The sequence below is a fragment of the Variovorax sp. V116 genome (assembly GCF_041154435.1).
GTDB lineage: Bacteria > Pseudomonadota > Gammaproteobacteria > Burkholderiales > Burkholderiaceae_C > Variovorax > Variovorax paradoxus.
In genome coordinates, this window is record NZ_AP028661.1 from 2627266 (window position 1) to 2652569 (window position 25304).

General features: G+C 66.7%; 24 protein-coding genes. 22 read left to right on the forward strand and 2 right to left on the reverse strand.

What is annotated here, in order from left to right:
* The first annotated feature begins 13 nt into the window (after positions 1-13).
* The 17 genes from ACAM58_RS12480 to ACAM58_RS12560 all read left to right on the forward strand — a co-directional run bounded on the left by ACAM58_RS12480 (position 14) and on the right by ACAM58_RS12560 (position 18418).
* Positions 14-859, forward strand: coding sequence for a phosphatidate cytidylyltransferase (locus ACAM58_RS12480; protein WP_012747712.1), 846 nt, complete (start codon positions 14-16; stop codon positions 857-859).
* Positions 856-2043, forward strand: coding sequence for a 1-deoxy-D-xylulose-5-phosphate reductoisomerase (gene ispC / locus ACAM58_RS12485; RefSeq protein WP_012747713.1), 1188 nt, complete (start codon positions 856-858; stop codon positions 2041-2043). The genes ACAM58_RS12480 and ispC overlap by 4 nt, the downstream gene beginning before the upstream one ends.
* Before the next feature lie 24 nt (positions 2044-2067).
* Positions 2068-3438, forward strand: coding sequence for an RIP metalloprotease RseP (gene rseP / locus ACAM58_RS12490; RefSeq protein WP_012747714.1), 1371 nt, complete (start codon positions 2068-2070; stop codon positions 3436-3438).
* Positions 3439-3476: 38 nt separating this feature from the next.
* On the forward strand, positions 3477-5912 hold the full coding sequence (bamA, locus tag ACAM58_RS12495; RefSeq protein WP_012747715.1) for an outer membrane protein assembly factor BamA: 2436 nt from the start codon (positions 3477-3479) through the stop codon (positions 5910-5912).
* Entirely contained in the window at positions 5913-6455 is a 543-nt protein-coding gene (locus ACAM58_RS12500; protein ID WP_012747716.1) for an OmpH family outer membrane protein, read from the forward strand.
* Positions 6456-6469: 14 nt separating this feature from the next.
* Complete coding sequence (gene lpxD / locus ACAM58_RS12505) at positions 6470-7447, forward strand: UDP-3-O-(3-hydroxymyristoyl)glucosamine N-acyltransferase (protein WP_012747717.1); 978 nt, start codon at positions 6470-6472, stop codon at positions 7445-7447.
* Positions 7448-7470: 23 nt separating this feature from the next.
* Positions 7471-7923, forward strand: coding sequence for a 3-hydroxyacyl-ACP dehydratase FabZ (fabZ, locus tag ACAM58_RS12510; RefSeq protein ID WP_012747718.1), 453 nt, complete (start codon positions 7471-7473; stop codon positions 7921-7923).
* 23 nt (positions 7924-7946) lie between these two features.
* Positions 7947-8735, forward strand: coding sequence for an acyl-ACP--UDP-N-acetylglucosamine O-acyltransferase (gene lpxA / locus ACAM58_RS12515; RefSeq protein WP_012747719.1), 789 nt, complete (start codon positions 7947-7949; stop codon positions 8733-8735).
* A gap of 19 nt (positions 8736-8754) precedes the next feature.
* Positions 8755-9903 carry a lipid-A-disaccharide synthase gene (gene lpxB / locus ACAM58_RS12520; protein WP_012747720.1) on the forward strand — a complete coding sequence of 383 codons (1149 nt, stop codon included), beginning with the start codon at positions 8755-8757 and terminating at the stop codon, positions 9901-9903.
* Positions 9875-10597, forward strand: coding sequence for a ribonuclease HII (gene rnhB, locus ACAM58_RS12525; RefSeq protein ID WP_012747721.1), 723 nt, complete (start codon positions 9875-9877; stop codon positions 10595-10597). The genes lpxB and rnhB overlap by 29 nt, the downstream gene beginning before the upstream one ends.
* 8 nt (positions 10598-10605) lie before the next feature.
* Entirely contained in the window at positions 10606-11400 is a 795-nt protein-coding gene (locus ACAM58_RS12530) for an RNA methyltransferase (protein ID WP_012747722.1), read from the forward strand.
* Positions 11401-11598: 198 nt separating this feature from the next.
* The gene (gene carA, locus ACAM58_RS12535) at positions 11599-12768 is read left to right on the forward strand and encodes a glutamine-hydrolyzing carbamoyl-phosphate synthase small subunit (protein ID WP_012747723.1); all 1170 of its coding nucleotides are present in this window, start codon (positions 11599-11601) and stop codon (positions 12766-12768) included.
* On the forward strand, positions 12761-13318 hold the full coding sequence (locus ACAM58_RS12540; protein ID WP_012747724.1) for an ORF6N domain-containing protein: 558 nt from the start codon (positions 12761-12763) through the stop codon (positions 13316-13318). Before carA ends, ACAM58_RS12540 begins: the two co-directional genes overlap by 8 nt.
* A gap of 1 nt (position 13319) precedes the next feature.
* Positions 13320-16568: a carbamoyl-phosphate synthase large subunit gene (carB, locus tag ACAM58_RS12545; protein ID WP_012747725.1), complete on the forward strand. Its 3249-nt coding sequence runs from the start codon at positions 13320-13322 to the stop codon at positions 16566-16568.
* An 8-nt stretch (positions 16569-16576) separates the two neighbouring features.
* Positions 16577-17446, forward strand: coding sequence for a Kdo hydroxylase family protein (locus ACAM58_RS12550; protein WP_012747726.1), 870 nt, complete (start codon positions 16577-16579; stop codon positions 17444-17446).
* Positions 17447-17510: 64 nt separating this feature from the next.
* Positions 17511-17987 carry a transcription elongation factor GreA gene (gene greA, locus ACAM58_RS12555; protein ID WP_012747727.1) on the forward strand — a complete coding sequence of 159 codons (477 nt, stop codon included), beginning with the start codon at positions 17511-17513 and terminating at the stop codon, positions 17985-17987.
* A gap of 8 nt (positions 17988-17995) precedes the next feature.
* Positions 17996-18418 (forward strand): DUF4149 domain-containing protein, encoded by a 423-nt coding sequence (locus ACAM58_RS12560; RefSeq protein WP_012747728.1) that lies wholly within the window; start codon positions 17996-17998, stop codon positions 18416-18418.
* 50 nt (positions 18419-18468) lie between these two features.
* Here the strand turns inward: ACAM58_RS12560 and ACAM58_RS12565 are convergent, their stop codons facing one another.
* Positions 18469-19188 carry a hypothetical protein gene (locus ACAM58_RS12565; RefSeq protein ID WP_049826162.1) on the reverse strand — a complete coding sequence of 240 codons (720 nt, stop codon included), beginning with the start codon at positions 19186-19188 and terminating at the stop codon, positions 18469-18471.
* Positions 19189-19229: 41 nt separating this feature from the next.
* Positions 19230-19709 carry a YhbY family RNA-binding protein gene (locus ACAM58_RS12570; protein ID WP_012747730.1) on the reverse strand — a complete coding sequence of 160 codons (480 nt, stop codon included), beginning with the start codon at positions 19707-19709 and terminating at the stop codon, positions 19230-19232.
* A gap of 32 nt (positions 19710-19741) precedes the next feature.
* On the opposite strand from ACAM58_RS12570, the gene ACAM58_RS12575 reads away from it, so the two are divergent.
* The 5 genes from ACAM58_RS12575 to ACAM58_RS12595 all read left to right on the forward strand — a co-directional run bounded on the left by ACAM58_RS12575 (position 19742) and on the right by ACAM58_RS12595 (position 25275).
* Positions 19742-20410: an RlmE family RNA methyltransferase gene (locus ACAM58_RS12575; RefSeq protein WP_012747731.1), complete on the forward strand. Its 669-nt coding sequence runs from the start codon at positions 19742-19744 to the stop codon at positions 20408-20410.
* A gap of 178 nt (positions 20411-20588) precedes the next feature.
* The gene (gene ftsH / locus ACAM58_RS12580; RefSeq protein WP_012747732.1) at positions 20589-22505 is read left to right on the forward strand and encodes an ATP-dependent zinc metalloprotease FtsH; all 1917 of its coding nucleotides are present in this window, start codon (positions 20589-20591) and stop codon (positions 22503-22505) included.
* A gap of 63 nt (positions 22506-22568) precedes the next feature.
* Positions 22569-23429: a dihydropteroate synthase gene (gene folP, locus ACAM58_RS12585; protein WP_012747733.1), complete on the forward strand. Its 861-nt coding sequence runs from the start codon at positions 22569-22571 to the stop codon at positions 23427-23429.
* Positions 23430-23455: 26 nt separating this feature from the next.
* A complete protein-coding gene (gene glmM / locus ACAM58_RS12590; protein WP_012747734.1) occupies positions 23456-24793 on the forward strand; it encodes a phosphoglucosamine mutase in 1338 nt (445 codons plus the stop codon).
* Positions 24794-24795: 2 nt separating this feature from the next.
* Positions 24796-25275 carry an N-acetyltransferase gene (locus ACAM58_RS12595; protein ID WP_012747735.1) on the forward strand — a complete coding sequence of 160 codons (480 nt, stop codon included), beginning with the start codon at positions 24796-24798 and terminating at the stop codon, positions 25273-25275.
* The last annotated feature ends 29 nt before the right edge of the window (positions 25276-25304 follow it).

Genomic DNA, 25304 nt, shown 5'->3' on the forward strand with positions numbered 1-25304 from the left:
GACCCTCCAGCGCATGCTCAAACAACGCATCCTCACGGCCATCGTCCTGCTGGCGATCCTGCTGCCGGCGCTCTTCTACCCGTCGCACGTTCCCTTTGCCTGCGTGATGCTGGTGCTGATCGGTGCCGGGGCATGGGAGTGGGGCCGCCTCAACGGCTATGGCCAGCGGCTGTCGGTCTTCCTCGGCGTGGAAACCGTGGCGCTGTGTGCGCTCTCCTGGTGGCTCGGGCTGCTCGATCGATCGCTGCTGCTCATGTGGCTGCTGGCCAGTGCGGCCTGGGTGCTCGGCGGTGCCGCGCTGCTGCGTGTGGCCGTGCCGGGCTGGCCCCGCATTCCCCGCGGGCTGCGGCTGGTGGGCGGGCTGCTGGCACTCTGGGTGGCGTGGCTCGCGGCCGTGCAGGCGCGCATGGTCGGCATCAACTTCCTGCTGTCGATCCTCGTGCTGGTCTGGGTGGCGGACGTCTTCGCGTACTTCGCGGGCCGCGCCTTCGGCCTCAAGTTCACGCGCAGCAAGCTCGCGCCCGCCATCAGCCCCGGCAAGAGCTGGGAAGGCGTGTGGGGCGGCATGGCGGGCGTCGTGGTGCTGGCCTTTGCGTGGGTGTGGGCCGACAGGGCCGCCGGCGCGACGGTGGCCAGCCTCTACACCCGGCTGTACGAGCGCGGCTGGTGGCTGCTGCTGGTCGGCGTGCTGTTTCTCGCCGCCATCAGCGTCGTGGGCGACCTCGTCGAATCGCTGATCAAGCGCAGTGCCGGCGCCAAGGACAGCAGCAGCCTGCTGCCGGGCCACGGCGGCGTGCTCGACCGCGTGGATGCCCTCTTGCCGGCGCTTCCCATTGCAATGATGCTGGCTTTCCTGTGAACACACCCAAACAACGCATCACGGTGCTGGGCTCGACCGGATCGGTCGGCGTCAGCACGCTCGATGTCATTTCGCGGCACCCGGAGCGTTTCGAGGTCTTCGCGCTTTCCGCGTCGACCAAGGTCGACGAGCTGCTGGCGCAGTGCGCGCGGTTTTCGCCGCGCTATGCGGTCATGGCGAGCGCGCCGCATGCGGCGCTGCTGGCCGAAAAGATAGAACAGAACAATCTCAAGACTACCGTCCTGAGTGGCGGCGATGCTATTGAAAAAATAGCATCCCACGAAGAGGTCGATGCCGTGATGGCGGCCATCGTGGGGGCGGCCGGCCTCGGGCCCTGCCTGGCCGCGGCGCGCGCCGGCAAGCGGCTCCTGCTGGCCAACAAGGAGGCGCTGGTGGTCGGCGGCGAGCTCTTCATGCGCACCGTGCGCGAAGGCGGTGCCACGCTGCTGCCGATCGACAGCGAACACTCGGCCATCTTCCAGTCGCTGCCCGAAGATCCGTCGACCTGGCCGCGCCGCATCGACAAGATCATTCTCACGGCATCGGGCGGCCCGTTCCGCACGCGCGCGCCCGACACGCTGGGCACGGTCACGCCCGAGCAGGCCTGCGCGCATCCGAACTGGGTCATGGGCCGCAAGATCTCGGTCGATTCCGCCACCATGATGAACAAGGCGCTCGAGGTGATCGAGGCGCGCCATCTGTTCGGCGTGCTGCCCGAGCAGATCGAGGTGGTGATCCATCCCCAGAGCGTGGTGCATTCGATGGTCCAGTTCACCGATGCATCGGTCATTGCCCAACTGGGAACGCCCGACATGCGGGTGCCCATCGCGGTCGGACTGGCCTGGCCCGAGCGCATCGAGAGCGGCGCGGCGCGGCTGGATTTCCGCCGGATGGCGTCGCTGAGCTTCGACGCGCCCGATGCGGCGCTGTTTCCAGGGCTCGGCCTGGCCTGGCATGCGCTGCGCGCGGCGCCGGGGACCACGGCGGTGCTCAATGCCGCCAATGAAGTCGCGGTCGAGGCCTTTCTTGATCGGCGCCTGCGCTTCGACCGCATTCATGCGGTCAACATGGAAACTTTGGAAACCGTCAGCCCCTCCAAGCCCGCATCGCTGGCCGACCTGCTGGCGCTCGACGCCAGCGCCCGGGCGGCGGCCAATGCCGCGGCGCTGCGCTTCGCGGCCTGACACTCCCGCCAACAGAGGATCCGGATGCTTACCGTCATCGCTTTCGTGGTTGCACTCGGCCTCCTGATCGCCGTGCATGAATACGGCCACTACCGCGTTGCCGTCGCCTGCGGCGTCAAGGTGCTGCGGTTTTCGGTGGGCTTCGGCAAGACGCTCTACCGCTGGCAGCCCAGGCGCCAGCATCCGGGGCAGGAAACCGAGTTCGTCATCGGCGCGTTTCCCTTCGGCGGCTACGTCAAGATGCTCGACGAGCGCGAGGGGCCGGTGGCGCCCGAGGAGCGGCACCGCGCCTTCAACACGCAGCCGCTGCGCTCCCGCGCGGCCATCGTCGCTGCCGGGCCCATTGCCAATCTGCTGCTCGCCGTGGTGCTCTACACGGCCGTCAACTGGATCGGGGTCGAGGAGCCTGTTGCCAAGCTGGCGCGTCCGGTGGCGGCATCGCTGGCGGAAGCGGCGGGCCTGCGCGGCGGCGAGCACATCACGCGCGCCGGCTTCGAAGGCGAGCTGGAGCCCGTGCAGTCGTTCGAGGACCTGCGCTGGCGCATGACGCGCGGCGCGCTCGACGGCCGCGACCTGACGCTCGAAGTGGCGGGCGAGGGCGGCCGGCCCGGCCGCCAGGTCGTGCTGCCGCTCGGCCTCATGGAGGCCAAGGACGCCGACCCGCAGATGTTCCGCAAGATCGGCGTGCTCGCACCGCTGACGCGCCCCGAGATCGGCCAGGTGATGGCCGGCAGCGCGGCAGAACGCGCGGGCCTTCGCAGCGGCGATGTGGTCCGCAGCGTCGGCAATGTGCCCATCGTCGATGGACAGCAGCTGCGCGAGGCGATCCGCACCTCGATCGATGGCGACCAGCCGCGCACGCAGACCTGGCAGGTGCAGCGCGGCAGCCAGTCGATCGAATTGGAAGTCAGGCCCGAACTGCGCGAGGAGGGCGCCGCGAAGGTCGGCCGCATCGGCGCCTATGTCGGTGCGCCTCCCGAAATGGTGACGGTGCGCCAAGGCCCGATCGACGGCGTCTGGCGCGGCATCGTGCGCACCTGGGAGGTGTCGGCGCTGACCGTCCGCATGATGGGCAAGATGGTGATCGGCGAAGCCTCGCTCAAGAATCTGAGCGGGCCGCTCACGATTGCCGACTACGCCGGCAAGTCCGCGAGCCTCGGGCTGACCCAGTACCTGGTGTTCCTTGCACTGATCAGCGTGAGCCTTGGCGTGCTCAATCTCATGCCGCTGCCGGTCCTCGATGGGGGACACCTGATGTATTATCTTTGGGAGGGCCTGACCGGCAAGAGCGTCTCTGACGCCTGGATGGAACGGCTTCAGCGCGGCGGTGTCGCTTTGCTGCTGGTCATGATGTCGGTTGCGCTCTTCAACGACGTCACGCGGCTCTTTGGTTAACTTTCTGCCGGCCCTTTCCGCGCCGGCCCAATTCACAGATGAACACAAACTTCAGTCGCTTTCGCCTGCGTAGCGTTGCCGCGGTGGTGGCCAGCGCGTTGGCGGCCACGGCAGCCTGGGCCGTCGAGCCCTTCACGGTGCGTGACATTCGCGTCGAGGGCCTCCAACGCGTCGAGCCCGGCACGATCTTCGCATCGCTGCCGCTGCGAGTGGGCGATACCTACAGCGACGAGCGCGGATCGGCCGCCATCCGTGCGCTGTTCGACCTGGGGTTGTTCAAGGATGTGCGCATCGACGTCAACGGCAACGTGCTGGTGGTGATCGTCGAGGAGCGTCCCACCATTGCCGACGTCGATTTCGTCGGCGCCAAGGAATTCGACAAAGCCGCGCTCCAGAAGGCGCTGCGCGAAGTGGGCCTGGCCGATGGCCGACCCTACGACAAGGCGCTGGCCGACCGCGCCGAGCAGGAGCTCAAGCGCCAGTACGTGAGCCGCAGCCTCTACAACGCGCAGGTCGTGACCACGGTCACGCCCATCGAGCGCAACCGCGTCAATCTCACGTTCACCGTCACCGAAGGCGATTCCGCACGCATCCGCGAAGTGCGCGTGGTCGGCAACAAGGCCTTCAGCGAATCGACGCTCCTGAGCCTGTTCGACCAGGACAGCGGCGGCTTCATGAGCTGGTACACCAAGTCCAACCAGTACTCGCGCTCCAAGCTCAACGCCGACCTCGAAACGCTGCGCTCGTACTACATCACGCGCGGCTACCTCGAGTTCCGCATCGATTCGACCCAGGTCGCCATCTCGCCGGACCGCAAGGACCTGTCGGTGACCGTCAACATCACGGAAGGCGAGAAGTTCGTGGTGGCCGGCGTCAAGCTCGACGGCAACTATCTCGGCCGCGACGAGGAGTTCAAGTCCCTCGTGACCATCAAGCCCGGCGAGCCCTACAACGGCGAGCAGGTCACCGAAACCACCAAGGCCTTCACCGACTATTTCGGCACCTTCGGCTATGCGTTCGCGCGCGTGCAGGCACGCCCGGAAATCGACCGCGTCAACAACCGCGTCACCCTGACCCTGCAAGCCGAGCCCTCGCGCCGCGTCTATGTGCGCCGCGTGGCGGTGGGCGGCAACGCCAAGACGCGCGACGAAGTGATCCGGCGCGAGTTCCGCCAGTTCGAGGCCTCGTGGTACGACGGCGACAAGATCAAGCTCTCGCGCGACCGCGTGGACCGCCTGGGCTTCTTCACCGAAGTGAACGTCGAAACCCAGGAAATCCCGGGCTCGCCCGACCAGGTCGACCTGGTCGTCAACGTGGCGGAAAAGCCCACCGGCAGCCTGCAGCTGGGCGCCGGCTACTCGAGCGCGGAAAAGGTGGCTCTCACCTTCGGCATCTCGCAGGAGAACGTCTTCGGTTCGGGCAACTTCCTGGGCGTGCAGGTCAACACCAGCAAGTACAACCGCACGCTGTCGCTGACCACCACCGATCCGTACTTCACGAAGGACGGCATCTCGCGCACGATCAGCGTCTATCACACCACCACGCGCCCGTATTCGACCAACATCGACGGCGACTACAAGCTGGTGAACCAGGGCGCCTCGATCCGCTTCGGCGTGCCGTTCAGCGAAGTCGACACGGTCTTCTTCGGTGTCGGGCTCGAGCGCTACGCCTTCGATCCGAACACGTCGACCTCGTTCTCGGGACTCTTCACGCCGGCGTCCTACCTGCGCTACTTCCAGTGCTCGAAGGATGCGACCGGCTTGTTCGTGACCGGGTGCGACCAGAAGAGCGTGTGGGGCGTGCCGCTCACTGTCGGCTGGGGCCGCGACAGCCGCGACAGCGCGCTGGTTCCGACCACCGGCCGGCTGCAGCGTGCCAACCTGGAACTGGGCGCCGCCGGCGACATGAAGTACGTCAAGACGAACTACCAGTACCAGCAGTTCTTCGCGATCAACAAGCAGTACACCTTTGCGATCAACGCCGACGTGGGCTATGCCAAGCCCCTGGGCGGCAAGGTCTACCCGATCTTCAAGAACTTCTATGCCGGCGGCCTGGGTTCCATCCGCGGCTTCGAGCAGAACTCGCTCGGCCCGCGCGACGTGCCGCTCCTCGGCCAGACCGAAGGCGCCGCGCTGGGTGGCACCAAGAAGGCCGTCTTCAACGCCGAGCTCAGCACGCCGTTCCCCGGTGCGGGCAACGACCGCACGCTGCGGCTGTACACCTTCTTCGATGTCGGCAACGTGTTCGGTTCGCGCGCCCCGGGCCTCACCGACGAGCAGTACAAGGCGCAGAAGAAGCTGCGCGCCTCGGTGGGTCTCGGGATCAGCTGGATCTCGCCGCTGGGCCCGCTGCGCATCGCCTACGCCTTCCCCATCAAGTCCCAAAAGGAAGTGCTGGATCCGAATACCGGCCTCACTGTGATCCCGAAGGATAGAATCCAGCGCTTGCAATTCCAGATCGGAACGTCTTTCTAAATGAAGCATTTGATTCGCGCCGCCGTTGGCGCGTTGTTGGTCCCCGTTTTCGCGCTGGCTGCGGCGCCTGCCGCCCAGGCGCAGGAAACCTTTCGCATCGGCTTCGTGAATCCGGACCGCGTGCTGCGCGAGGCGCAGCCGGCCAAGGTTGCGCAAGCCAAGCTCGAGGCTGAATTCCTCAAGCGCGAAAAGGATCTCACGGCCCAGGGCGAAGCACTGAAGACGGCCTCCGAACGGTTCGAGCGCGAAGCGCCCACCCTGTCCGAAAGCCAGCGCACCGCGCGCCAGCGGGCGCTGGTCGACCAGGACCGCGATTTCCAGCGCCGCCGCCGCGAGTTCCAGGAAGACCTGAACGCGCGCAAGAACGAAGAACTCCAGCAGGTCTACGAACGCGCCAACCGCGTCGTGAAGCAGGTGGCCGAGGCTGAAAAGTACGACGCCATCCTGCAGGAAGCGATCTACATCAATCCCAAGCACGACATCACTGACAAGGTGATCAAGGCCCTGAACGCCTCGACCGCTGCTCCTTCGGCCGGCAAGTAACGCCGCGAATCGGCGTGGGACTGCAGCTCGGAGCCATCGTCAGCGCCCTTGGGGGCGAGCTTCACGGGGACCCGGCGCTGTCCATCGAACGGCTTGCGCCGCTGCAGAATGCGCAGCCCGATGCGCTCAGCTTCCTGAGCCATCCCAAATACCAGCAGGAACTGGCGGCCTCCAAGGCTGCCTGCGTGATCGTCGCGCCGGCCATGCGCGAGGCCGCGGCCTCGCGCGGGGCGTTCATCGTCGCGGCCGATCCCTACCTTTATTTCGCGCGCCTCACGCAGCTGTGGAAGGCGCATCATGCGCGGCCCGAGGCTGACCGCATCCATCCCTCCGCGGTGATCCATCCCGAGGCCGTGGTGGACGCCACGGCGCGCATCGGCGCCTTGTGCGTGGTGGAGCGGGGCGCGCGCATCGGCGCCGGCACGGTCCTCAAGTCGCGCGTGACGATCAGCGAAGACTGCGTGGTCGGCGAGCGCTGCCTGCTGCATCCGGGCGTGGTGATCGGCGCCGACGGCTTCGGCCTGGCGCCGCACGAAGGCGCCTGGGTCAAGATCGAGCAGCTGGGCGCGGTGCGCATCGGCAACGACGTCGAGATCGGCGCCAACACCTGCATCGACCGCGGCGCGCTCGACGACACCGTCATCGAGGACGGCGTCAAGCTCGACAACCTGATCCAGATCGGCCACAACGTGCGTGTCGGCAAGCACACCGCCATGGCCGGCTGCGTTGGCGTGGCGGGCAGCGCCACCATCGGTGCGCACTGCACCTTCGGCGGCGGTGCGATCGTGCTCGGCCATCTCACGGTGGCCGACGGGGTGCACGTGTCCGCGGCCACCGTGGTGACCCGCTCGATCCGCAAGGCCGGCCAGTACACCGGCATGTTCCCCATCGACGACAATGCGAACTGGGAAAAGAACGCGGCAACGCTCAAGCAGTTGCACAGCCTGCGCGAACGACTCAAGGCGCTCGAAAAGGCCCCTCAGAAAAAGTGAAGACGATGCAGGAACAGAAAATCATGACGACGACGACGCTCGATATCCATCAAATCCTCAAGCTGCTGCCCCACCGCTACCCGTTCCTGCTGGTGGATCGCGTGCTGGACATGGAAAAGGGCAAGCGCATCACGGCGCTCAAGAACGTGACAATGAACGAGCCGTTCTTCAACGGCCACTTCCCGCACCGTCCGGTGATGCCGGGCGTGCTCATGCTCGAAGCCATGGCGCAGGCGGCCGCGCTGCTGTCGTTTCATTCGCTGGACATCGTGCCTGACGACAACACGGTCTACTACTTCGCGGCCATCGACGGCGCGCGCTTCAAGCGCCCCGTGGAGCCGGGCGACCAGCTCACGCTCGAAGTCGAGATCGAGCGCATGAAGGCCGGCATCTCCAAGTTCAAGGGCCGCGCGCTGGTGGGCAGCGAGCTGGCCTGCGAGGCCACGCTGATGTGCGCGATGCGCCAGATCAACTGATCCTGCGGCGGTTACGACAAGGCATGACGCAGGTTCATCCCACAGCGCTCGTCGACCCGAAGGCACAGCTGGACGCCTCCGTTTCGGTCGGGCCCTACACCGTGATCGGTCCGCACGTGCGGGTCGGCGCCGGCACGACCATCGGTGCGCATTGCGTGATCGAAGGGCGCACCACCATCGGCCGCGACAACCGGATCTTTCAGTTTTCCTCGCTCGGCGCCATTCCGCAGGACAAGAAATACGCGGGTGAGCCCACCGAGCTGGTCATCGGCGACCGCAACGTCATCCGCGAGTTCTGCACCTTCAACCTCGGCGTGCCGGGGGCGGGGGGCGTGACGACCGTGGGCAACGACAACTGGATCATGGCGTACACGCACATTGCGCATGACTGCCATGTCGACAACCACACCACGCTGGCCAACAACACCACGCTGGCCGGCCACGTGCACCTGGCCGACTGGGTCACGATCGGCGGGCTGACGGGCATCCACCAGTTCGTCTCGGTCGGCGCGCATGCCATGGTCGGCTTTGCCAGCGCCGTGTCGCAGGACGTGCCTCCCTTCATGCTGGTCGACGGCAATCCGCTGGCGGTGCGCGGCTTCAACGTGGTGGGCCTGCGCCGGCGCGATTTTTCGGCGCCCCGCCTGGCCGCGGTCAAGCAGATGCACCGCCTGCTGTACCGGCAGGGCAAGACGCTCGAAGAAGCGCGCGCCGGCATCGCCGCCCTGGCCACCGAAATGCCGGAAGCGGCCGCCGACGTGGCGCTGATGGAGCAGTTCCTGGCCACATCGACTCGCGGCATCGCGCGTTGAAGTAAGCGAGACAGCCGCCATGGGCAAGGACGAACAGCGACGCTTCGCGCTGGTCGCGGGAGAAGCTTCCGGCGACCTGCTCGCAGGCCTTCTTCTCGACGGCCTGCAGGCGCGTTGGCCCTCGCTCCAGACCATGGGCATCGGCGGGCCCCGCATGCTCGCGCACGGGCTGCAGAGCTGGTGGCCGCAGGAAAAGCTTGCGGTGCGCGGCTACATCGAAGTGCTGCGCCACTACGCCGAGATCGCGGGCATCCGCCGGCAGCTCAAGGCGCGGCTGCTGCGCGAATGGCCCGAACTCTTCATCGGCGTCGACGCGCCCGATTTCAATCTCGATCTCGAAGCCGGGCTGCGCAGCCGCGGCATGAAGACCGTGCACTTCGTCTGCCCGTCGATCTGGGCCTGGCGCGCCGACCGCATCGAAAAGATCCGGGCCGCGGCCGACCACGTGCTGTGCATCTTTCCGTTCGAGCCGGCACTGCTGGCCGAACATGACGTGCAGGGCAGCTACGTCGGCCATCCGCTGGCCAATGTGATTCCGATGGTGCCCGACCGCGCCGGGGCGCGCGCGGCCCTCGGCCTTGCGCCGGATGCGCAGGTCGTGGCCCTGCTGCCGGGCAGCCGCCGTTCGGAAGTGCGCTACCTCGCTGCGCGGTTCTTCGCCGCCGCGGCGCAGATGCTGAAGGCGCGGCCCGCACTCCGCTTCGTCGCCCCCATCCTGCCGGGGCTGCGCGTCGAGGTCGAGGCGCTGCTGCAGGCCAGCGGCGCAGCGGGGCGGGTGCAACTGCTCGACGGCCAGTCGCATGCAGCGCTGGCCGCCTGCGACGCCACCCTGATCGCCAGCGGCACCGCCACGCTCGAGGCGGCGCTGTTCAAGCGGCCGATGGTCATCGCGTACAACATGAATGCGCTGTCATGGCGCCTGATGCAGCGCAAGCAGCTCCAGCCATGGGTCGGCCTGCCCAACATCCTGTCGCGTGAATTCGTGGTGCCCGAGCTGCTGCAGGAGGCCGCCACGCCGCAGGCGCTGGCCGACGCCACGCTCGCCTGGCTCGACGCGCCCGAGAAAACGCAGGCGCTGCAACAAAAATTTTCAGAGCTGCACGTGCAACTGCAGCGCGATACGCCCACACTTTGCGCCGATGCGATCCAGAAAGTTCTTGAAGGCTGAGCAGGCGGCCCTCGTGTGGGACGCGCCGGGCCTCGTTGCGGGCGTCGACGAGGCGGGCCGCGGGCCACTGGCCGGCCCGGTCGTCGCGGCAGCGGTCATCCTGGACGACCAGCGGCCGATCCGCGGCCTGGCCGATTCCAAGACGCTCACGGCCTTGCAGCGCGAACGCCTGAACGACCAGATCCTTGCCAAGGCGCTGTGCTGCTCGGTGGCCCAGGCCACGGTCGAGGAAATCGACACCCACAACATCCTGCAGGCCACCATGCTCGCGATGCGCCGCGCAGTCGAGGGCCTGCGCCTGAAGCCCGCCAAGGTGCTGGTCGACGGCAACCGCCTGCCCACGCTCGACGTGCTGGCCGAGGCCATCGTCAAGGGCGACGCGCGGATCAAGGCGATTTCCGCCGCCTCGATCCTGGCCAAGGTCCATCGCGACCGGCTGTGCGAGCAACTGCACCTGGAGTTTCCGCACTACGGCTTTGCCGGCCACAAGGGCTACGGCACGCCGGAGCACCTGGAGGCGCTGCAGCGCCATGGCGCGTGCATTCATCACCGCAGGTCGTTCAGCCCGGTGGCCGCGGCGCTGGCGCGCACGGCGGAGGGCGCCGCGGCGCTCGTGCTCGAGGCCTCGATGCAGGTTCCGGCCGAATTTCCGGCGGCCGAGACTGTGCACCTCGACCTGCGCACCGCGCCTTGAGCCGAAGCATGACCAGTCCCACCGGCGCGAATCACATCAGTTCGCGCGACAACCCCCTGCTCAAGGAGCTGCGCAAGCTGGCCCAGGACCCGGGCGCCTACCGCAGGCTCGGCCGGGTCTGGCTCGAAGGCGACCATCTCTGCCGGGCGGCGCTTGCGCGCGGCATCCGGCCTGCGGTCGCGGTCTTTTCGGAGTCCTTCTGGCCGTCGGCGCCCGCCGAATGGGCGAGTTCTGCTATCAAAACGGTAGTTGTCGACGACGATCTGCTGCGGGCCGTCAGCGGCCTGGAGTCGCCTGCGCCAATGGGCTTCGTGCTCGATCTGCCGGCGCGGCCGGAACTGCTTCCCGATGCGCCCAGCGTGGTGCTCGACCGCCTGCAGGACGCCGGCAACGCCGGCTCCATCCTGCGCAGCGCGGCGGCTTTCGGGTTCAAGCAGGTGATCGCGCTCAAGGGCACGGCCGCCCTGTGGGCGCCGAAGGTGCTGCGCGCCGGCATGGGCGCGCATTTCGGGCTGCGGCTGATCGAAGGCGTGGAGGCCGATGCGCTCGACGAACTCAAGGTGCCGCTCGTGGCCACCAGTTCCCACCGGGGCGACTGGCTGCATGAGGCGAGGCTGCCGCATCCCTGCGCATGGCTGCTGGGGCACGAAGGGCAGGGCGTTTCAGCGGCGCTGGAAGCCCGCGCCAGCCATCACATCCGGATTGCGCAGCCGGGCGGCGAGGAGTCGCTGAACGTGGCGGCTGCGGCGGCGATCTGCCTGCACGCGAGCGGCGCCGCGGCGCTTGTCCAGGCGGCTTCCTGATCCTCGAATGCCGCATAGGCATGAGGCGCGAATGTTTTCCGCCCCCGAGGCCCGAGAGGGCGATGCCGCCGGGCTACAATCGGGGGCTTACTCGCAATAGCGTCGCCCGGCCGCCTTTAACGCCAAAATCCCCTTAAGCAGCAGTCCGCAGGCAACGCGCCTGGGGCTCCGGGCGACCGTAACCATCCGGAGAACCCAGTGCTTTTGTCTCTCAAGGGAAGTTTCCCGCCCGCCATCCTGGCGCTCGCAGACGGCACGGTCTTTCAAGGCAATTCGATCGGAGCCGCCGGCTCCACGACCGGCGAAGTGGTGTTCAACACCGCCATGACCGGTTACCAGGAAATCCTCACCGACCCGAGTTACTGCCAGCAGATCGTGACGCTCACGTATCCGCACATCGGCAACTACGGCGTCAACGGGGAAGACATCGAAGCCGACAAGATCCATGCCGCGGGCCTGATCATCAAGGACCTGCCCCTCGTCGCCTCCAACTTCCGCAAGACCGCCACGCTGAGCGAATACCTCGTGGCCGGCAAGACGGTGGCCATCGCGAACATCGACACCCGCAAGCTCACGCGCCACCTGCGCACCCACGGCGCGCAGAACGGCTGCATCCTGGGCCTGGCCGCGGGCGAGGCCGTGACGCAGGCGCTGGTCGACAAGGCCATTGCCGCCGCCAAGGCCGCGCCCAGCATGGCCGGGCTCGACCTCGCCAAGGTGGTGTCGGTCACGCAGACCTACGAATGGACCGAGACCGAATGGAAGCTGGGCGCGGGCTACGGCGTGCAGATCACGCCCAAGTTCCACGTGGTGGCCTTCGACTACGGCGTCAAGAAGAACATCCTGCGCATGATCGCGCAGCGCGGTGCGCGCATCACCGTGGTGCCGGCGCAGACGCCCGCGGCCGACGTGCTCAAGCTCAAGCCCGACGGCATCTTCCTGGCCAATGGCCCGGGCGACCCGGAGCCCTGCGACTACGCCATCAGCGCGGTCAAGGAACTGATCGAGACCGGCATTCCCACCTTCGGCATCTGCCTGGGCCACCAGATCATGGCGCTGGCCTCGGGCGCAAAGACCTTCAAGATGAAGTTCGGCCACCATGGCGCGAACCATCCGGTGAAGGACCTGGACGACGGCCGAGTGAGCATCACCAGCCAGAACCACGGCTTCGCGGTCGACGAGAAGTCGCTGCCCGCCAACCTGCGCGCGACCCACATCAGCCTGTTCGACAACACGCTGCAGGGCCTTGCGCGCACCGACAAGCCGGCGTTCTGCTTCCAGGGCCACCCGGAAGCCTCGCCCGGCCCGCACGACATCGGCTACCTGTTCGACCGCTTCACCGCGCTCATGGAGCAGGCACGTGGCTGATGCACCCGCGGTGCTCGACGTCTCGGTCATCGCCGCATTGCGCGATGCCGAGGGCAAGATCTATGTGCTGCGCGGCCTCAAGGTCATGCTGGCGCAGGACCTTGCCGCGCTCTACGGCGTCGAGACCCGGGTGCTGTTGCAGGCCATGCGCCGCAACCTCGATCGTTTTCCGGCGGACTTCGCCTTCACCCTCGAGAACCACGACCTCGAGGCTTTGAGATCACAGCTTGTGATCTCAAAACCCGAGAGGCCCGGCTCCGGCGGCGCGCGCTACCGCAGCGTGGCCTTCACCGAGCAGGGCGTGGCCATGCTGTCGAGCGTGCTGCGCAGCGAACGCGCGGTGGCCGTCAACATCGAGATCATGCGGACCTTCGTCAAGCTGCGCAGCATGCTGTCGGAGCATGCCGATCTCAAGCGCAAGCTGAATGCGCTGGAACAGCGATACGACCAGAACTTTCGCGATGTATTCAACGCGATCCATCAATTGATGGATGAGCCGAAGCCGGGCGCCTACAGCGGCCGCGGCATCGGTTTCACCAAGGACAAATAAGATGCCCAAGCGCTCAGACCTCCAATCCATTCTCATCATCGGCGCCGGCCCGATCATCATCGGCCAGGCCTGCGAGTTCGACTACTCCGGCGTGCAGGCTTGCAAGGCACTGCGCGAGGAGGGCTACAAGGTCATCCTGATCAACAGCAACCCCGCCACGATCATGACCGACCCGGCCACGGCCGACGTGACCTACATCGAGCCGATCACCTGGCAGACGGTCGAGAAGATCATCGCCAAGGAGCGCCCCGACGCGATCCTGCCGACCATGGGCGGCCAGACGGCGCTGAACTGCGCGCTCGACCTCTGGCGTCACGGCGTGCTCGACAAGTACACCGGCGCGGCCACCAACAAGCCGGTCGAACTGATCGGCGCCACGCCCGAAGCCATCGACAAGGCCGAGGACCGCCTGAAGTTCAAGGACGCGATGACCAAGATCGGCCTCGGCTCGGCGCGCTCCGGCATCGCCCACTCGATGGACGAAGCCTGGGCCGTGCAGAAGTCGGTCGGCTTCCCGACGGTGATCCGCCCCAGCTTCACGCTCGGCGGCACCGGCGGCGGCATCGCCTACAACCCGGAAGAGTTCGAGACCATCTGCAAGCGCGGCATCGAAGCCTCGCCGACCAACGAGCTGCTGATCGAAGAGTCGCTGCTCGGCTGGAAAGAGTATGAGATGGAAGTCGTGCGCGACAAGGCCGACAACTGCATCATCGTCTGCTCGATCGAGAACCTCGACCCCATGGGCGTGCACACCGGCGACTCGATCACCGTGGCCCCTGCGCAGACGCTCTCCGACAAGGAATACCAGATCCTGCGCAACGCCTCGCTGGCCGTGCTGCGCGAGATCGGCGTCGATACCGGCGGCTCGAACGTGCAGTTCTCGATCAACCCGAAGGACGGCCGCATGGTCGTCATCGAGATGAATCCGCGCGTGTCGCGTTCGTCGGCGCTGGCCTCCAAGGCCACGGGCTTCCCGATCGCCAAGGTCGCGGCCAAGCTGGCCGTGGGCTACACGCTCGACGAGCTGCGCAACGAAATCACGGGCGGCGCCACGCCCGCGTCGTTCGAGCCGTCGATCGACTACGTGGTCACCAAGATCCCGCGCTTCGCTTTCGAGAAATTCCCGCAGGCCGATTCGCGCCTGACCACGCAGATGAAGTCGGTGGGCGAGGTGATGGCCATGGGCCGCACCTTCCAGGAGTCGTTCCAGAAGGCGCTGCGCGGCCTCGAAGTGGGCGTGGACGGCCTCAACGAGAAGACGCAGGACCGCGAAGTGCTCGAGAAGGAACTGGGCGAGCCCGGCCCTGAGCGCATCTGGTACGTGGGCGATGCCTTCGCCATGGGCCTGAGCGTCGATGAAGTGTTCGCGCTGACCAAGATCGACCCGTGGTTCCTGGTGCAGATCGAGGAGATCGTGAAGATCGAGCTCGAGCTCGAAACCAAGTCGCTGGCCGACATCGACCGCGACACGCTGCTCGCGCTCAAGAAGAAGGGCTTCTCGGACCGCCGACTCGCCAAGCAGCTCAAGACCACCGACACGGCCGTGCGCGAAAAGCGCCGCGCCCTCGGCGTGCGCCCGGTCTACAAGCGCGTGGATACCTGCGCGGCCGAGTTCGCGACCAACACGGCCTACATGTACTCGACCTACGAGGACGAGTGCGAAGCCGATCCCACCGACAAGAAGAAGATCATGGTGCTCGGCGGCGGCCCCAACCGCATCGGCCAAGGCATCGAGTTCGACTACTGCTGCGTGCATGCCGCGCTCGCGATGCGCGAGGACGGCTACGAGACCATCATGGTCAACTGCAACCCCGAGACCGTGTCGACCGACTACGACACCTCCGACCGCCTGTACTTCGAGCCGCTCACGCTCGAGGACGTGCTCGAGATCGTCGACAAGGAAAAGCCGCTCGGCGTGATCGTGCAGTACGGCGGCCAGACGCCGCTGAAGCTCGCGCTCGACCTCGAGGCCAACGGCGTGCCGATCATCGGCACCTCGCCCGACATGATCGACGCGGCCGAAGACCGCGAGCGCTTCCAGAAGCTGCTGCACGAGCTGGGCCTGCGCCAGCCGCCGAACGCCACGGCGCGCACCGAGCCCGAGGCGCTCGAAAAGGCCGCGGCGCTGGGCTATCCGCTGGTGGTGCGCCCGAGCTACGTGCTCGGCGGCCGCGCGATGGAAATCGTGCACGAGCAGCGCGACCTCGAGCGCTACATGCGCGAGGCGGTGAAGGTCAGCAACGATTCGCCGGTGCTGCTCGACCGCTTCCTCAACGACGCCGTCGAATGCGACGTCGACTGCATCCGCGACGCCGAGGGCCAGACCCTGATCGGCGGCGTGATGGAGCACATCGAACAGGCCGGCGTGCACTCGGGCGACTCCGCCTGCTCGCTGCCGCCCTACAGCCTGAGCGCCGAAACCATTGCCGAACTGAAGCGCCAGAGCGCCGCGATGGCCGCCGCGCTCAACGTGGTGGGCCTGATGAACGTGCAGTTCGCGATCCAGCAGAAGGACGGCAAGGACGTCATCTACGTGCTCGAAGTGAACCCGCGGGCTTCGCGCACCGTGCCCTACGTGAGCAAGGCCACCGGCATCCAGCTCGCCAAGGTGGCGGCGCGCTGCATGGCCGGCCAGTCGCTCAAGTCGCAGGGCGTGACCAAGGAAGTCACGCCGCCGTACTTCAGCGTGAAGGAAGCCGTGTTCCCGTTCGTCAAGTTCCCTGGCGTGGACACCATCCTCGGCCCCGAGATGAAGTCGACCGGCGAAGTCATGGGCGTGGGCAGGACCTTCGGCGAGGCCTTCGTGAAGTCGCAGCTCGGTGCCGGCACGCTGCTGCCGAAGTCGGGCAAGGTCTTCATCTCGGTGAAGAACAACGACAAGGCGCGCGCCGTGGAAGTGGCGCGCGGCCTGGTCAAGCTGGGCTTCGAGATCATCGCGACCAAGGGCACGGCCGCCGCCATCGGTGCCGCGGGCATTGAATGCGCGACGGTGAACAAGGTGACCGAGGGCCGCCCGCACATCGTGGACATGATCAAGAACAACGAGATTGCGCTGGTCATCAACACGGTGGAAGAGCGCCGCAACGCGATCAACGATTCGCGCCAGATCCGCACCTCGGCGCTGCTGGCCCGCGTGACCACCTTCACCACGATCTTCGGCGCCGAAGCCGCGGTCGAGGGCATGGGCTTCATGGACGAGCTCGGCGTGATCTCGGTGCAGGAGATGCACGCGCAGCTGGCTGCCGCCTGAGCGTGGCCATGGAAACGCAGCTCGTCGAACTGGATCTGAGCGACTGGCGCGCGGCCACGCCCAACGAGGCGTGGATCGCGCAGCTGGAAGCGGGCAAGGTGCTGTATTTTCCGCGCCTGGGTTTCGAGCTGCTGCCCGAAGAGCGCAGCCTGCTGACGCCCAGCCTGCTGTCGCCCGACGTGCGCAACATCAGCCTCGATGCCAACGGCAAGCTCAAGGGCGCCGTCGGCGACGAGGCGGTGCAGCGCACGGCGGCGGCGATGGTAGGGCGGTTTCGCGCGCAGGCGCAGCAGCTGATCCACGGCCTGCTGCCGCACTACACGCCGGCACTGCGCCTGGCGCCGACCAGCTACCGGCCGGCACAGGTCGAGACGCGCGTGCAGTCGTGGCGCGCCGACGACCGGCGCCTGCACGTCGACGCCTTTCCGTCGCGGCCCAACTACGGCGAGCGCATCCTGCGCGTCTTCACCAACGTCAACCCCGAGGGCGCACCGCGCGTGTGGCGCGTGGGCGAGCCTTTCGAGGACATCGCCAGGCGCTTCCTGCCGCGTGCCAAGCCCTATGTGCGCTGGCAGGCCAGGCTGCTGCAGGCGCTGCACGTGACCAAGTCGTTTCGCAGCGAATACGACCACCTGATGCTGCAGCTGCACGATGGCATGAAGTCGGACATGGCCTACCAGGAGAATTCGCCGCAGGAGAGGGCCGAATTTCCGCCGGGGTCGGTGTGGGTGTGCTTCTCGGACCAGACCTCGCACGCCGTCATGGCGGGCCAGTACATGCTCGAGCAGACCCTTCATCTGCCCGCGTCGAAGCAATACAATCCTGATTCGAGCCCGCTCGCCATCCTGAGCCGGCTGACCGGACGCACACTCGTCTGATCCTGTCCCCCAATCGACCGCCGAACGGCAGCGTTCGGCGGTTTCGCTTTATGGAGAACCAAACATGGCCACCATTCCAATTACCAAGCGCGGTGCCGAGAAGCTGCGCGCCGAGCTGCATCAGCTCAAGACCGTGGACCGCCCCTGGGTCATCAATGCCATCTCCGAAGCCCGCGCGCAGGGCGACCTGAGCGAGAACGCCGAATACGAAGTCGCCAAGGACCGCCAGGGCTTCATCGAGGGCCGCATCCAGGAAGTCGAGGGCAAGCTTTCGGCCGCCCAGATCATCGACCCGGCCGAGCTCGACGCCGGCGGCAAGGTGGTGTTCGGCTCCACGGTGGAACTCGAGGAAGAAGAATCGGGCGAGGCCGTCAAGTACCAGATCGTCGGCGAGGACGAGGCCGACCTGAAGCTGGGCCTGATCAACATCTCCAGCCCGATCGCGCGCGCGCTCATCGGCAAGGAAGAAGGCGACACCGCCGAGGTGCAGGCGCCCGGCGGCCTCAAGCGCTACGAGATCGTGGCGGTGCGCTACATCTGACAGGCAGGATGAAAGACCGCCTCGCGCTGCTGCTGGCCGCCTTCTGGTGGGGCAGCCTCACGACGATCGGTTTCATTGTGGTGCCGATGCTCTTCGCGCGGCTCGGCAACCCCGCGGTGGCCGGCAATTTCGCGGGCCAGCTGTTCGAGGCGCAGAGCTGGATCGCGATTGGCTGCGGCCTGCTGCTTTTGGTTCACTTCCGCACGAAGATGGACCAGCGCATCGACAGCGCCTCGATGGCCGCCATCTTTTTGATCCTGGGTGCGCTGCTGCTGGCTTTGCTCCAGCAATATGCCGTGGCGCCGCGCATACTCGCGCGCGACAACCTCAAGCTATGGCACGCCGTGGGAAGCGGCATGTACGTGGTCCAGTGGCTCTGTACCGGCGCGCTGCTGTGGCGCATGGGCGGCCGGGCGCCTGCCACGGCCTGAACGCCTACGGCGGCAGGACGACTTGCACCGTCCCTGCCGCTATCTCCCGTTCATTCCTTCCAGAACCTGGCGACCCAGTTCGCCGGCCGGATGTAGCGGAAAGCCCGGTTGCGCCGGCCCGCCAGCGCGTCGGGCGGATTGCATTCGCCGTGGAACACCATGATGCGCGCACCCTCGGGCACGAAGGGCTCTTCCCAGTAGTTGGCCGGCCACATCGGGATGCCGTGGTACTTGAAGCTCGGACACCAGGCCGCGGGCCAGTAGCCCAGCTTGCCTTGCTTGTGCAGCATGGCGGACAGGTACGTCTGCTCGTTGCGGTACTCGGCCTGGACCTTGTCCATGTTGTCGCGGAAATACGCCAGGATGTCGGCATGGGCGCCGAGCTCGAAGCGGTAGACCGACGAGTTTCCCGTGATCCGCTCGCGCCGCCAGGGGCGCGCGTAGTCGTGGATGATCAGGAACTCGCCGGGGTATTCGAAGAAGGCATCGAGGCTGCCGACCACGACCACGTCCACATCCAGGAACAGGGCGGTGCCGCGCAGGCCGTGCAGGTCTTTTTCGAAGGTGGTGAGCTTCTTCCAGGCGCCATCGCGCTGGCCGGGCGCCAGCTGCAGGTTGAGCGGCGGGATCGGCAGGCAGGTCACTTCGGGGCGGATGCCGGTGCCGTCGTCCGTCAGGCACACGAACTTGAAGTCGCCGCTGAGATTGCGGCGCACCATCGCGTAGAGGCGGTTGACGTACTCGGGGCCGTATTTCGTGCCCCACTTCATGCAGAGAATGTGGCGCTGTGCGCCTTGCGCTGGCACCAAGTTCAGTCTGCCTGGTTGCGTTTCTTGGCCGAGAGCGGCCGCTTGGCCTTGGCGCGCTTGATGGTGCCGCCGGGCGTGAGGCGCTGGTTGCCGAGCACGCGCAGGGTCTTGATCTCGGGCCGCTGGCCGCCGCGCTTGCTGTACTTCAGCACCTTGATGTCGCGCGGGCCGGGCATGCGGTCTTCATCGACCACGCGCTCCTTCTCGGGCTTGGGGCGCCACAGCACCAGCAGCTTGCCGATGTGCTGGATGGGGGCGGCACCGAGCTCGTCGGCGAGCTCTTGCAGCATGGCATCGCGGGCCAGGCGGTCGTCGGAGAAGACGCGGATCTTGATCAGGCCATGGGCCTTGAGCGCCGCGTCGGCTTCTTTCTTCACGGCAGGGGTGAGCCCGTCTCCACCGACCATGACGATCGGATCCAGGTGGTGAGCTTCGGCGCGGTGCACCTTGCGCTCGGCAGGGGTAAGTTGAATGGCGGGCATCCCCGTATTATCGACGCGTTACAAAGACCTCCATGAGCACCAAAGCCAAAAGCAAAAAAGTCAACAAAGCCTGGCTGCACGACCACATCAACGACCCGTATGTGAAACTGGCCACGCGCGAGGGATACCGCGCACGCGCCGCCTACAAGCTCAAGGAAATCGACGAATCGCTCGGGCTGGTCAAGCCGGGCCAGCTGGTGGTCGACCTGGGTTCCACGCCCGGAGCCTGGAGCCAGTACCTGCGCCGGCGCATGTCGCCCGAGGGCGCCGCGGCCGGCGAGCTGAACGGCACCATCATTGCGCTGGACATCCTGCCGATGGAGCCGATCGAGGGCGTGACCTTCCTGCAGGGCGATTTCCGCGAGGCGGAACTGCTGGAACAGGTGCTGGGCGTGCTGGCCGGCCGGAAGGCCGACCTGGTGGTTTCCGACATGGCCCCGAACCTGTCGGGCATCCATTCGGCCGATGCGGCCCGCGTGGCGCACCTGATCGAGCTGGCCATCGACTTTGCCCAGCACCACCTGAAGCCCGAGGGGGCACTGGTGGCCAAGCTCTTCCATGGCAGCGGCTATGACGAGCTGGTGAAGCTGTTCAAGGCGAACTTCCGCACCGTGAAGCCCTTCAAACCCAAGGCCTCGCGTGACAAATCATCGGAAACCTTCCTTGTCGGCATGGGTCTGAAGGCTCAGGAAACGCTTTGATACCTTGACGCCGGGCCCCGCAAAGCGTGCCCATGGGGCGCAAACCCTTGTCCGGCTATGGCTGCTTTAGGGAAATGCCCGCTTTTCGCAGCTTGAAAAGCCTAAAATGGGGCGCAATTGCGTATCCATAGCGCGTTCTTTTCACAATCTTGTCACGCGCTTTCGACTGGAGCTTCGTTTGAACAATCAGTGGTTTTCCAAAGTTGCCGTATGGCTCGTCATTGCCATGGTGTTGTTCACTGTGTTCAAGCAGTTCGACACCCGCGGCGGCGTCGGCTCAGGGACGGTGAGCTATTCGGAGTTCCTGGATCAGGTCCGAAACAACCAGATCAAGAGCGCCGTCATTCCTGAAGGTGCGGGCGGCGGAGAGATCGTGGCCGTCACCAACGAGGATCGCAAGATCCGCACGACCGCCACCGTGCTCGACCGCGGCCTGGTGGGCGACCTGATCGACCACAACGTCAAGTTCGACGTCAAGCCGCGCGAAGAGGGCTCGCTCCTCATGACGCTCTTGGTGAGCTGGGGGCCGATGCTGCTCCTGATCGGGGTCTGGATCTACTTCATGCGGCAGATGCAGGGCGGCGGCAAGGGCGGGGCGTTCAGCTTCGGCAAGAGCAAGGCCCGCATGATGGACGAGAACAACAACACGGTCACTTTTGCCGACGTCGCGGGCTGCGACGAGGCCAAGGAGGAGGTCCGCGAGGTGGTCGACTTCCTGAAGGACCCGCAGCGCTTCCAGAAGCTTGGCGGCCGCATTCCGCGCGGCCTGCTGCTGGTCGGCCCTCCGGGCACCGGCAAGACCTTGCTGGCCAAGTCGATTGCAGGTGAAGCCAAGGTGCCGTTCTTCTCGATCTCGGGTTCGGACTTCGTCGAAATGTTCGTCGGCGTGGGCGCGGCGCGCGTGCGCGACATGTTCGAGAACGCCAAGAAGAACGCGCCCTGCATCATCTTCATCGACGAAATCGATGCGGTGGGCCGCCAGCGCGGTGCCGGCCTGGGTGGCGGCAACGACGAGCGCGAGCAAACGCTGAACCAGATGCTGGTGGAGATGGACGGCTTCGAAACTAACCTGGGCGTGATCGTGGTGGCTGCCACCAACCGCCCGGACATCCTGGACGCCGCGCTGCTGCGCCCGGGCCGCTTCGACCGCCAGGTGTACGTGACGCTGCCCGACATCCGCGGCCGCGAGCAGATCCTGGGCGTTCACATGCGCAAGGTGCCGCTCGGCCAGGACGTGAACCCGAGCGTCATTGCGCGCGGCACGCCCGGCATGTCCGGCGCCGACCTGGCCAACCTCTGCAACGAAGCCGCACTGATGGCTGCACGCCGCAATGCGCGCGTGGTCGAGATGCAGGACTTCGAGAAGGCCAAGGACAAGATCTTCATGGGCCCCGAGCGCAAGAGCATGGTCATGCCCGAGGAAGAGCGCCGCAACACGGCCTACCACGAGTCCGGCCACGCGCTCATCGGCAAGCTGCTGCCCAAGTGCGATCCGGTCCACAAGGTCACCATCATCCCGCGTGGCCGGGCCCTGGGCGTGACCATGAGCCTGCCGGCGCAGGACCGCTACAGCTATGACCGCGAATACATGCTGAACCAGATCAGCATGCTGTTCGGCGGCCGCATCGCCGAAGAAGTGTTCATGCACCAGATGACCACCGGCGCCAGCAACGACTTCGAGCGCGCGACCTCCATCGCCCGCGACATGGTCACGCGCTACGGCATGACCGACGCGCTGGGACCGATGGTCTATGCCGAGAACGAAGGCGAAGTGTTCCTCGGCCGCTCGGTCACCAAGACCACCAACATGAGCGAGCAGACCATGGAAAAGGTCGACGCCGAAGTGCGCCGCATCATCGACGAGCAGTACGCCCTGGCGCGCCGCCTGATCGAGGAAAACAGCGACAAGATGCACGTCATGGCCAAGGCCCTGCTCGAATGGGAAACCATCGACACGGAACAGCTCGACGACATCATGGCCGGCCGCGCACCGCGCCCGCCCAAGGACTGGACGCCGCGCATTCCGCCTTCGGGCAGTGGCGGCAGCGGCGGCACGCCGGCAGTCAATCCGGATCCGGCACCCACAGTGGCCTGAAGTGAATCCGGTGTTCAACACCAACGGGGCCATGGGCCCCGTTTTCGATGATGAAGGTGCCGCATGACGATGGCCCCCGCGGTGGTCTGGCAGGCCGGCCGTTTTGCAATCGATCTCGCGCAGCCGCGCGTGATGGGCATCGTCAACGTCACCCCCGACTCCTTCTCCGACGGCGGCGCGCATGCTTCCACCGAGGCCGCGCTGCGGCATTGCGAGCAGTTGCTGAAGGAGGGCGCCGACATCCTCGACATTGGGGGCGAGTCGACCCGCCCCGGCAGCCCGGCCGTGCCGCTCGATGCGGAACTTGCACGCGTGTTGCCGGTGGTCCGGGAAGCCGTCAAGCTCAACGTGCCGCTGTCCATCGACACCTACAAGCCGGAAGTCATGCGCGCGGTGCTCGAACTGGGCGCCGACATCGTCAACGACGTCTGGGCGCTGCGCCGGCCCGGTGCGCGCGAAACGGTGGCGGCGCATCCCTCGTGCGGCATCTGCCTGATGCACATGCATCGGGATCCGCAGACCATGCAGACCGCGCCCATGCAGGGCGATGTGGTGCCCCAGGTGCTGTCGTTCTGGGCGGAGCAGGTGGCCCGGTTGCAGGCGCTGAAGGTCGATCCGTCGCGGATCACGCTGGACCCGGGCATCGGCTTCGGCAAGACCGTGGCGCAGAATTTTGCGCTGCTGGCGCGCCAGCGCGAACTGCTCGATGCCGGCTGTCCGCTGCTGCTGGGCTGGTCGCGCAAATCGTCGATCGGCACGGTCAGCGGCATTCCGGCGGCCGCCGAGCGCCTGGTGCCCAGCGTGACTGCGGCGGTGCTGGCCGTGGACCGCGGCGCGGCCATCGTGCGGGTGCACGACGTGCGCGACACCGTGGCGGCCATCGCCGTGTGGCGCGCCATGAAGGCCGAAGAGACACATCCATAACAAAACCCGAGAACAAGAACGAATCCATGACCCGCAAATACTTTGGCACCGACGGCATCCGCGGCACGGTCGGCCAGTCGCCCATCACGCCCGATTTCGTGCTGCGCCTCGCGCATGCCGTGGGCCGCGTGCTCAAGAAGAGCGAGGCGCGCCCCACGGTGCTGATCGGCAAGGACACGCGCATCTCGGGCTACATGCTCGAGTCCGCGCTGGAGTCGGGCTTCAACTCCGCGGGGGTCGACGTGGTGCTGCTGGGGCCGCTGCCGACGCCCGGCGTCGCCTACCTGACCCGCGCCCAGCGCGCGAGCCTGGGCGTGGTGATCAGCGCCAGCCACAACGCCTATCCAGATAACGGCATCAAGTTCTTCAGCGCGCAGGGAACCAAGCTCGACGATGCATGGGAGCTTGCAGTGGAAGCCGCGCTCGAGGAGGCTCCCGTGTGGGTCGACTCCGCCAATCTCGGCAAGGCACGCCGCCTCAACGACGCGCCGGGCCGCTACATCGAGTTCTGCAAGAGCACCTTCGCCAACGACCTGACGCTGCGCGGCATGAAGCTCGTGGTCGATGCGGCGCATGGCGCGGCCTACCAGGTGGCGCCGAATGTGTTCCACGAACTGGGTGCCGAGGTCAGCAGCATCGGCTGCGCACCCGACGGCCTCAACATCAACAAGGGCTTCGGCGCGACCCATCCGGCCGCGCTGGTCGAGGCCGTCACGGCGCAGAAGGCCGACTACGGCATCGCGCTCGACGGCGACGCCGATCGCCTGCAACTGGTCGACGCCAGCGGGCGGCTGTTCAATGGCGACGAGCTGCTCTACCTCATGGTGGCGGAGCGCATCGCGCGCGGCGACAAGCCGGCAGGCGTGGTCGGCACGCTCATGACCAACAAGGCGATCGAGGTGGCGCTGCGCGGGCAGGGCATCGAGCTGGTGCGCGCCAAGGTGGGCGACCGCTATGTGCTCGAGGAACTCGAAAAGCGCGGCTGGCTCCTGGGCGGCGAGGGCTCGGGCCACCTGCTGGCGCTCGACCGCCACACCACCGGGGACGGCATCGTGAGCGCGCTGCAGGTGCTGCAGGCCTGCGTGCGCAGCGGCAAGACGGTGGCGCAGCTGCTCGCGGAGATCACGCTGTTTCCGCAGGTGCTGATCAATGTCCGCCTGACGCCGGGACAGGACTGGAAGAACAACGATGCGCTGGCCGGCGAAACGCGCCGCATCGAAGCCGAGCTCGGCGACAGCGGCCGTGTGCTGATCCGTGCGAGCGGCACCGAACCGCTGGTGCGCGTGATGGTCGAGGCGCGCGATGCGAAGCAGGCGCAGTCTTGCGCGCAGCGGCTTGCCGCCACCCTGGAACCTGCACGGTGACGATGGTCGAGGTCGTGCTGGCGGACTACCGCAACGCCGCGCACGCGGCTGCGCTGGTCGGCCTGCTCGACGCCTACGCACGCGATCCCGCGGGCGGCGGCACGCCGCTCGAAGCGGGTGTGCTGGCCGAGCTGCCTGCGGCGCTGGCCGCGAGGCCGCAAGCCTTCAGCGTGCTCGCGTACGACGGGCCAACGCCCGTGGGCCTGGTCAACTGCATCGAAGGCTTCTCGACCTTCGCCTGCAAGCCGCTGGTCAATGTGCACGACGTGGTCGTGCTGCCCAGCCATCGCGGCCGGCGCATCGCGCAGCGCATGCTTGCGCGGGTGGAGCAGGAGGCCCGCGCGCGCGGCGCCTGCAAGCTCACGCTCGAGGTGCTGTCGGGCAATGCGCCGGCGCTGCGCAGCTATGAACGCGAGGGCTTCGCCGGCTATCAGCTCGATCCGGCGTTCGGGCACGCCGTCTTTTTGCAGAAGAAGCTCTGAAAGAGAAAAGGGCCGAGGCGCATGGTTCG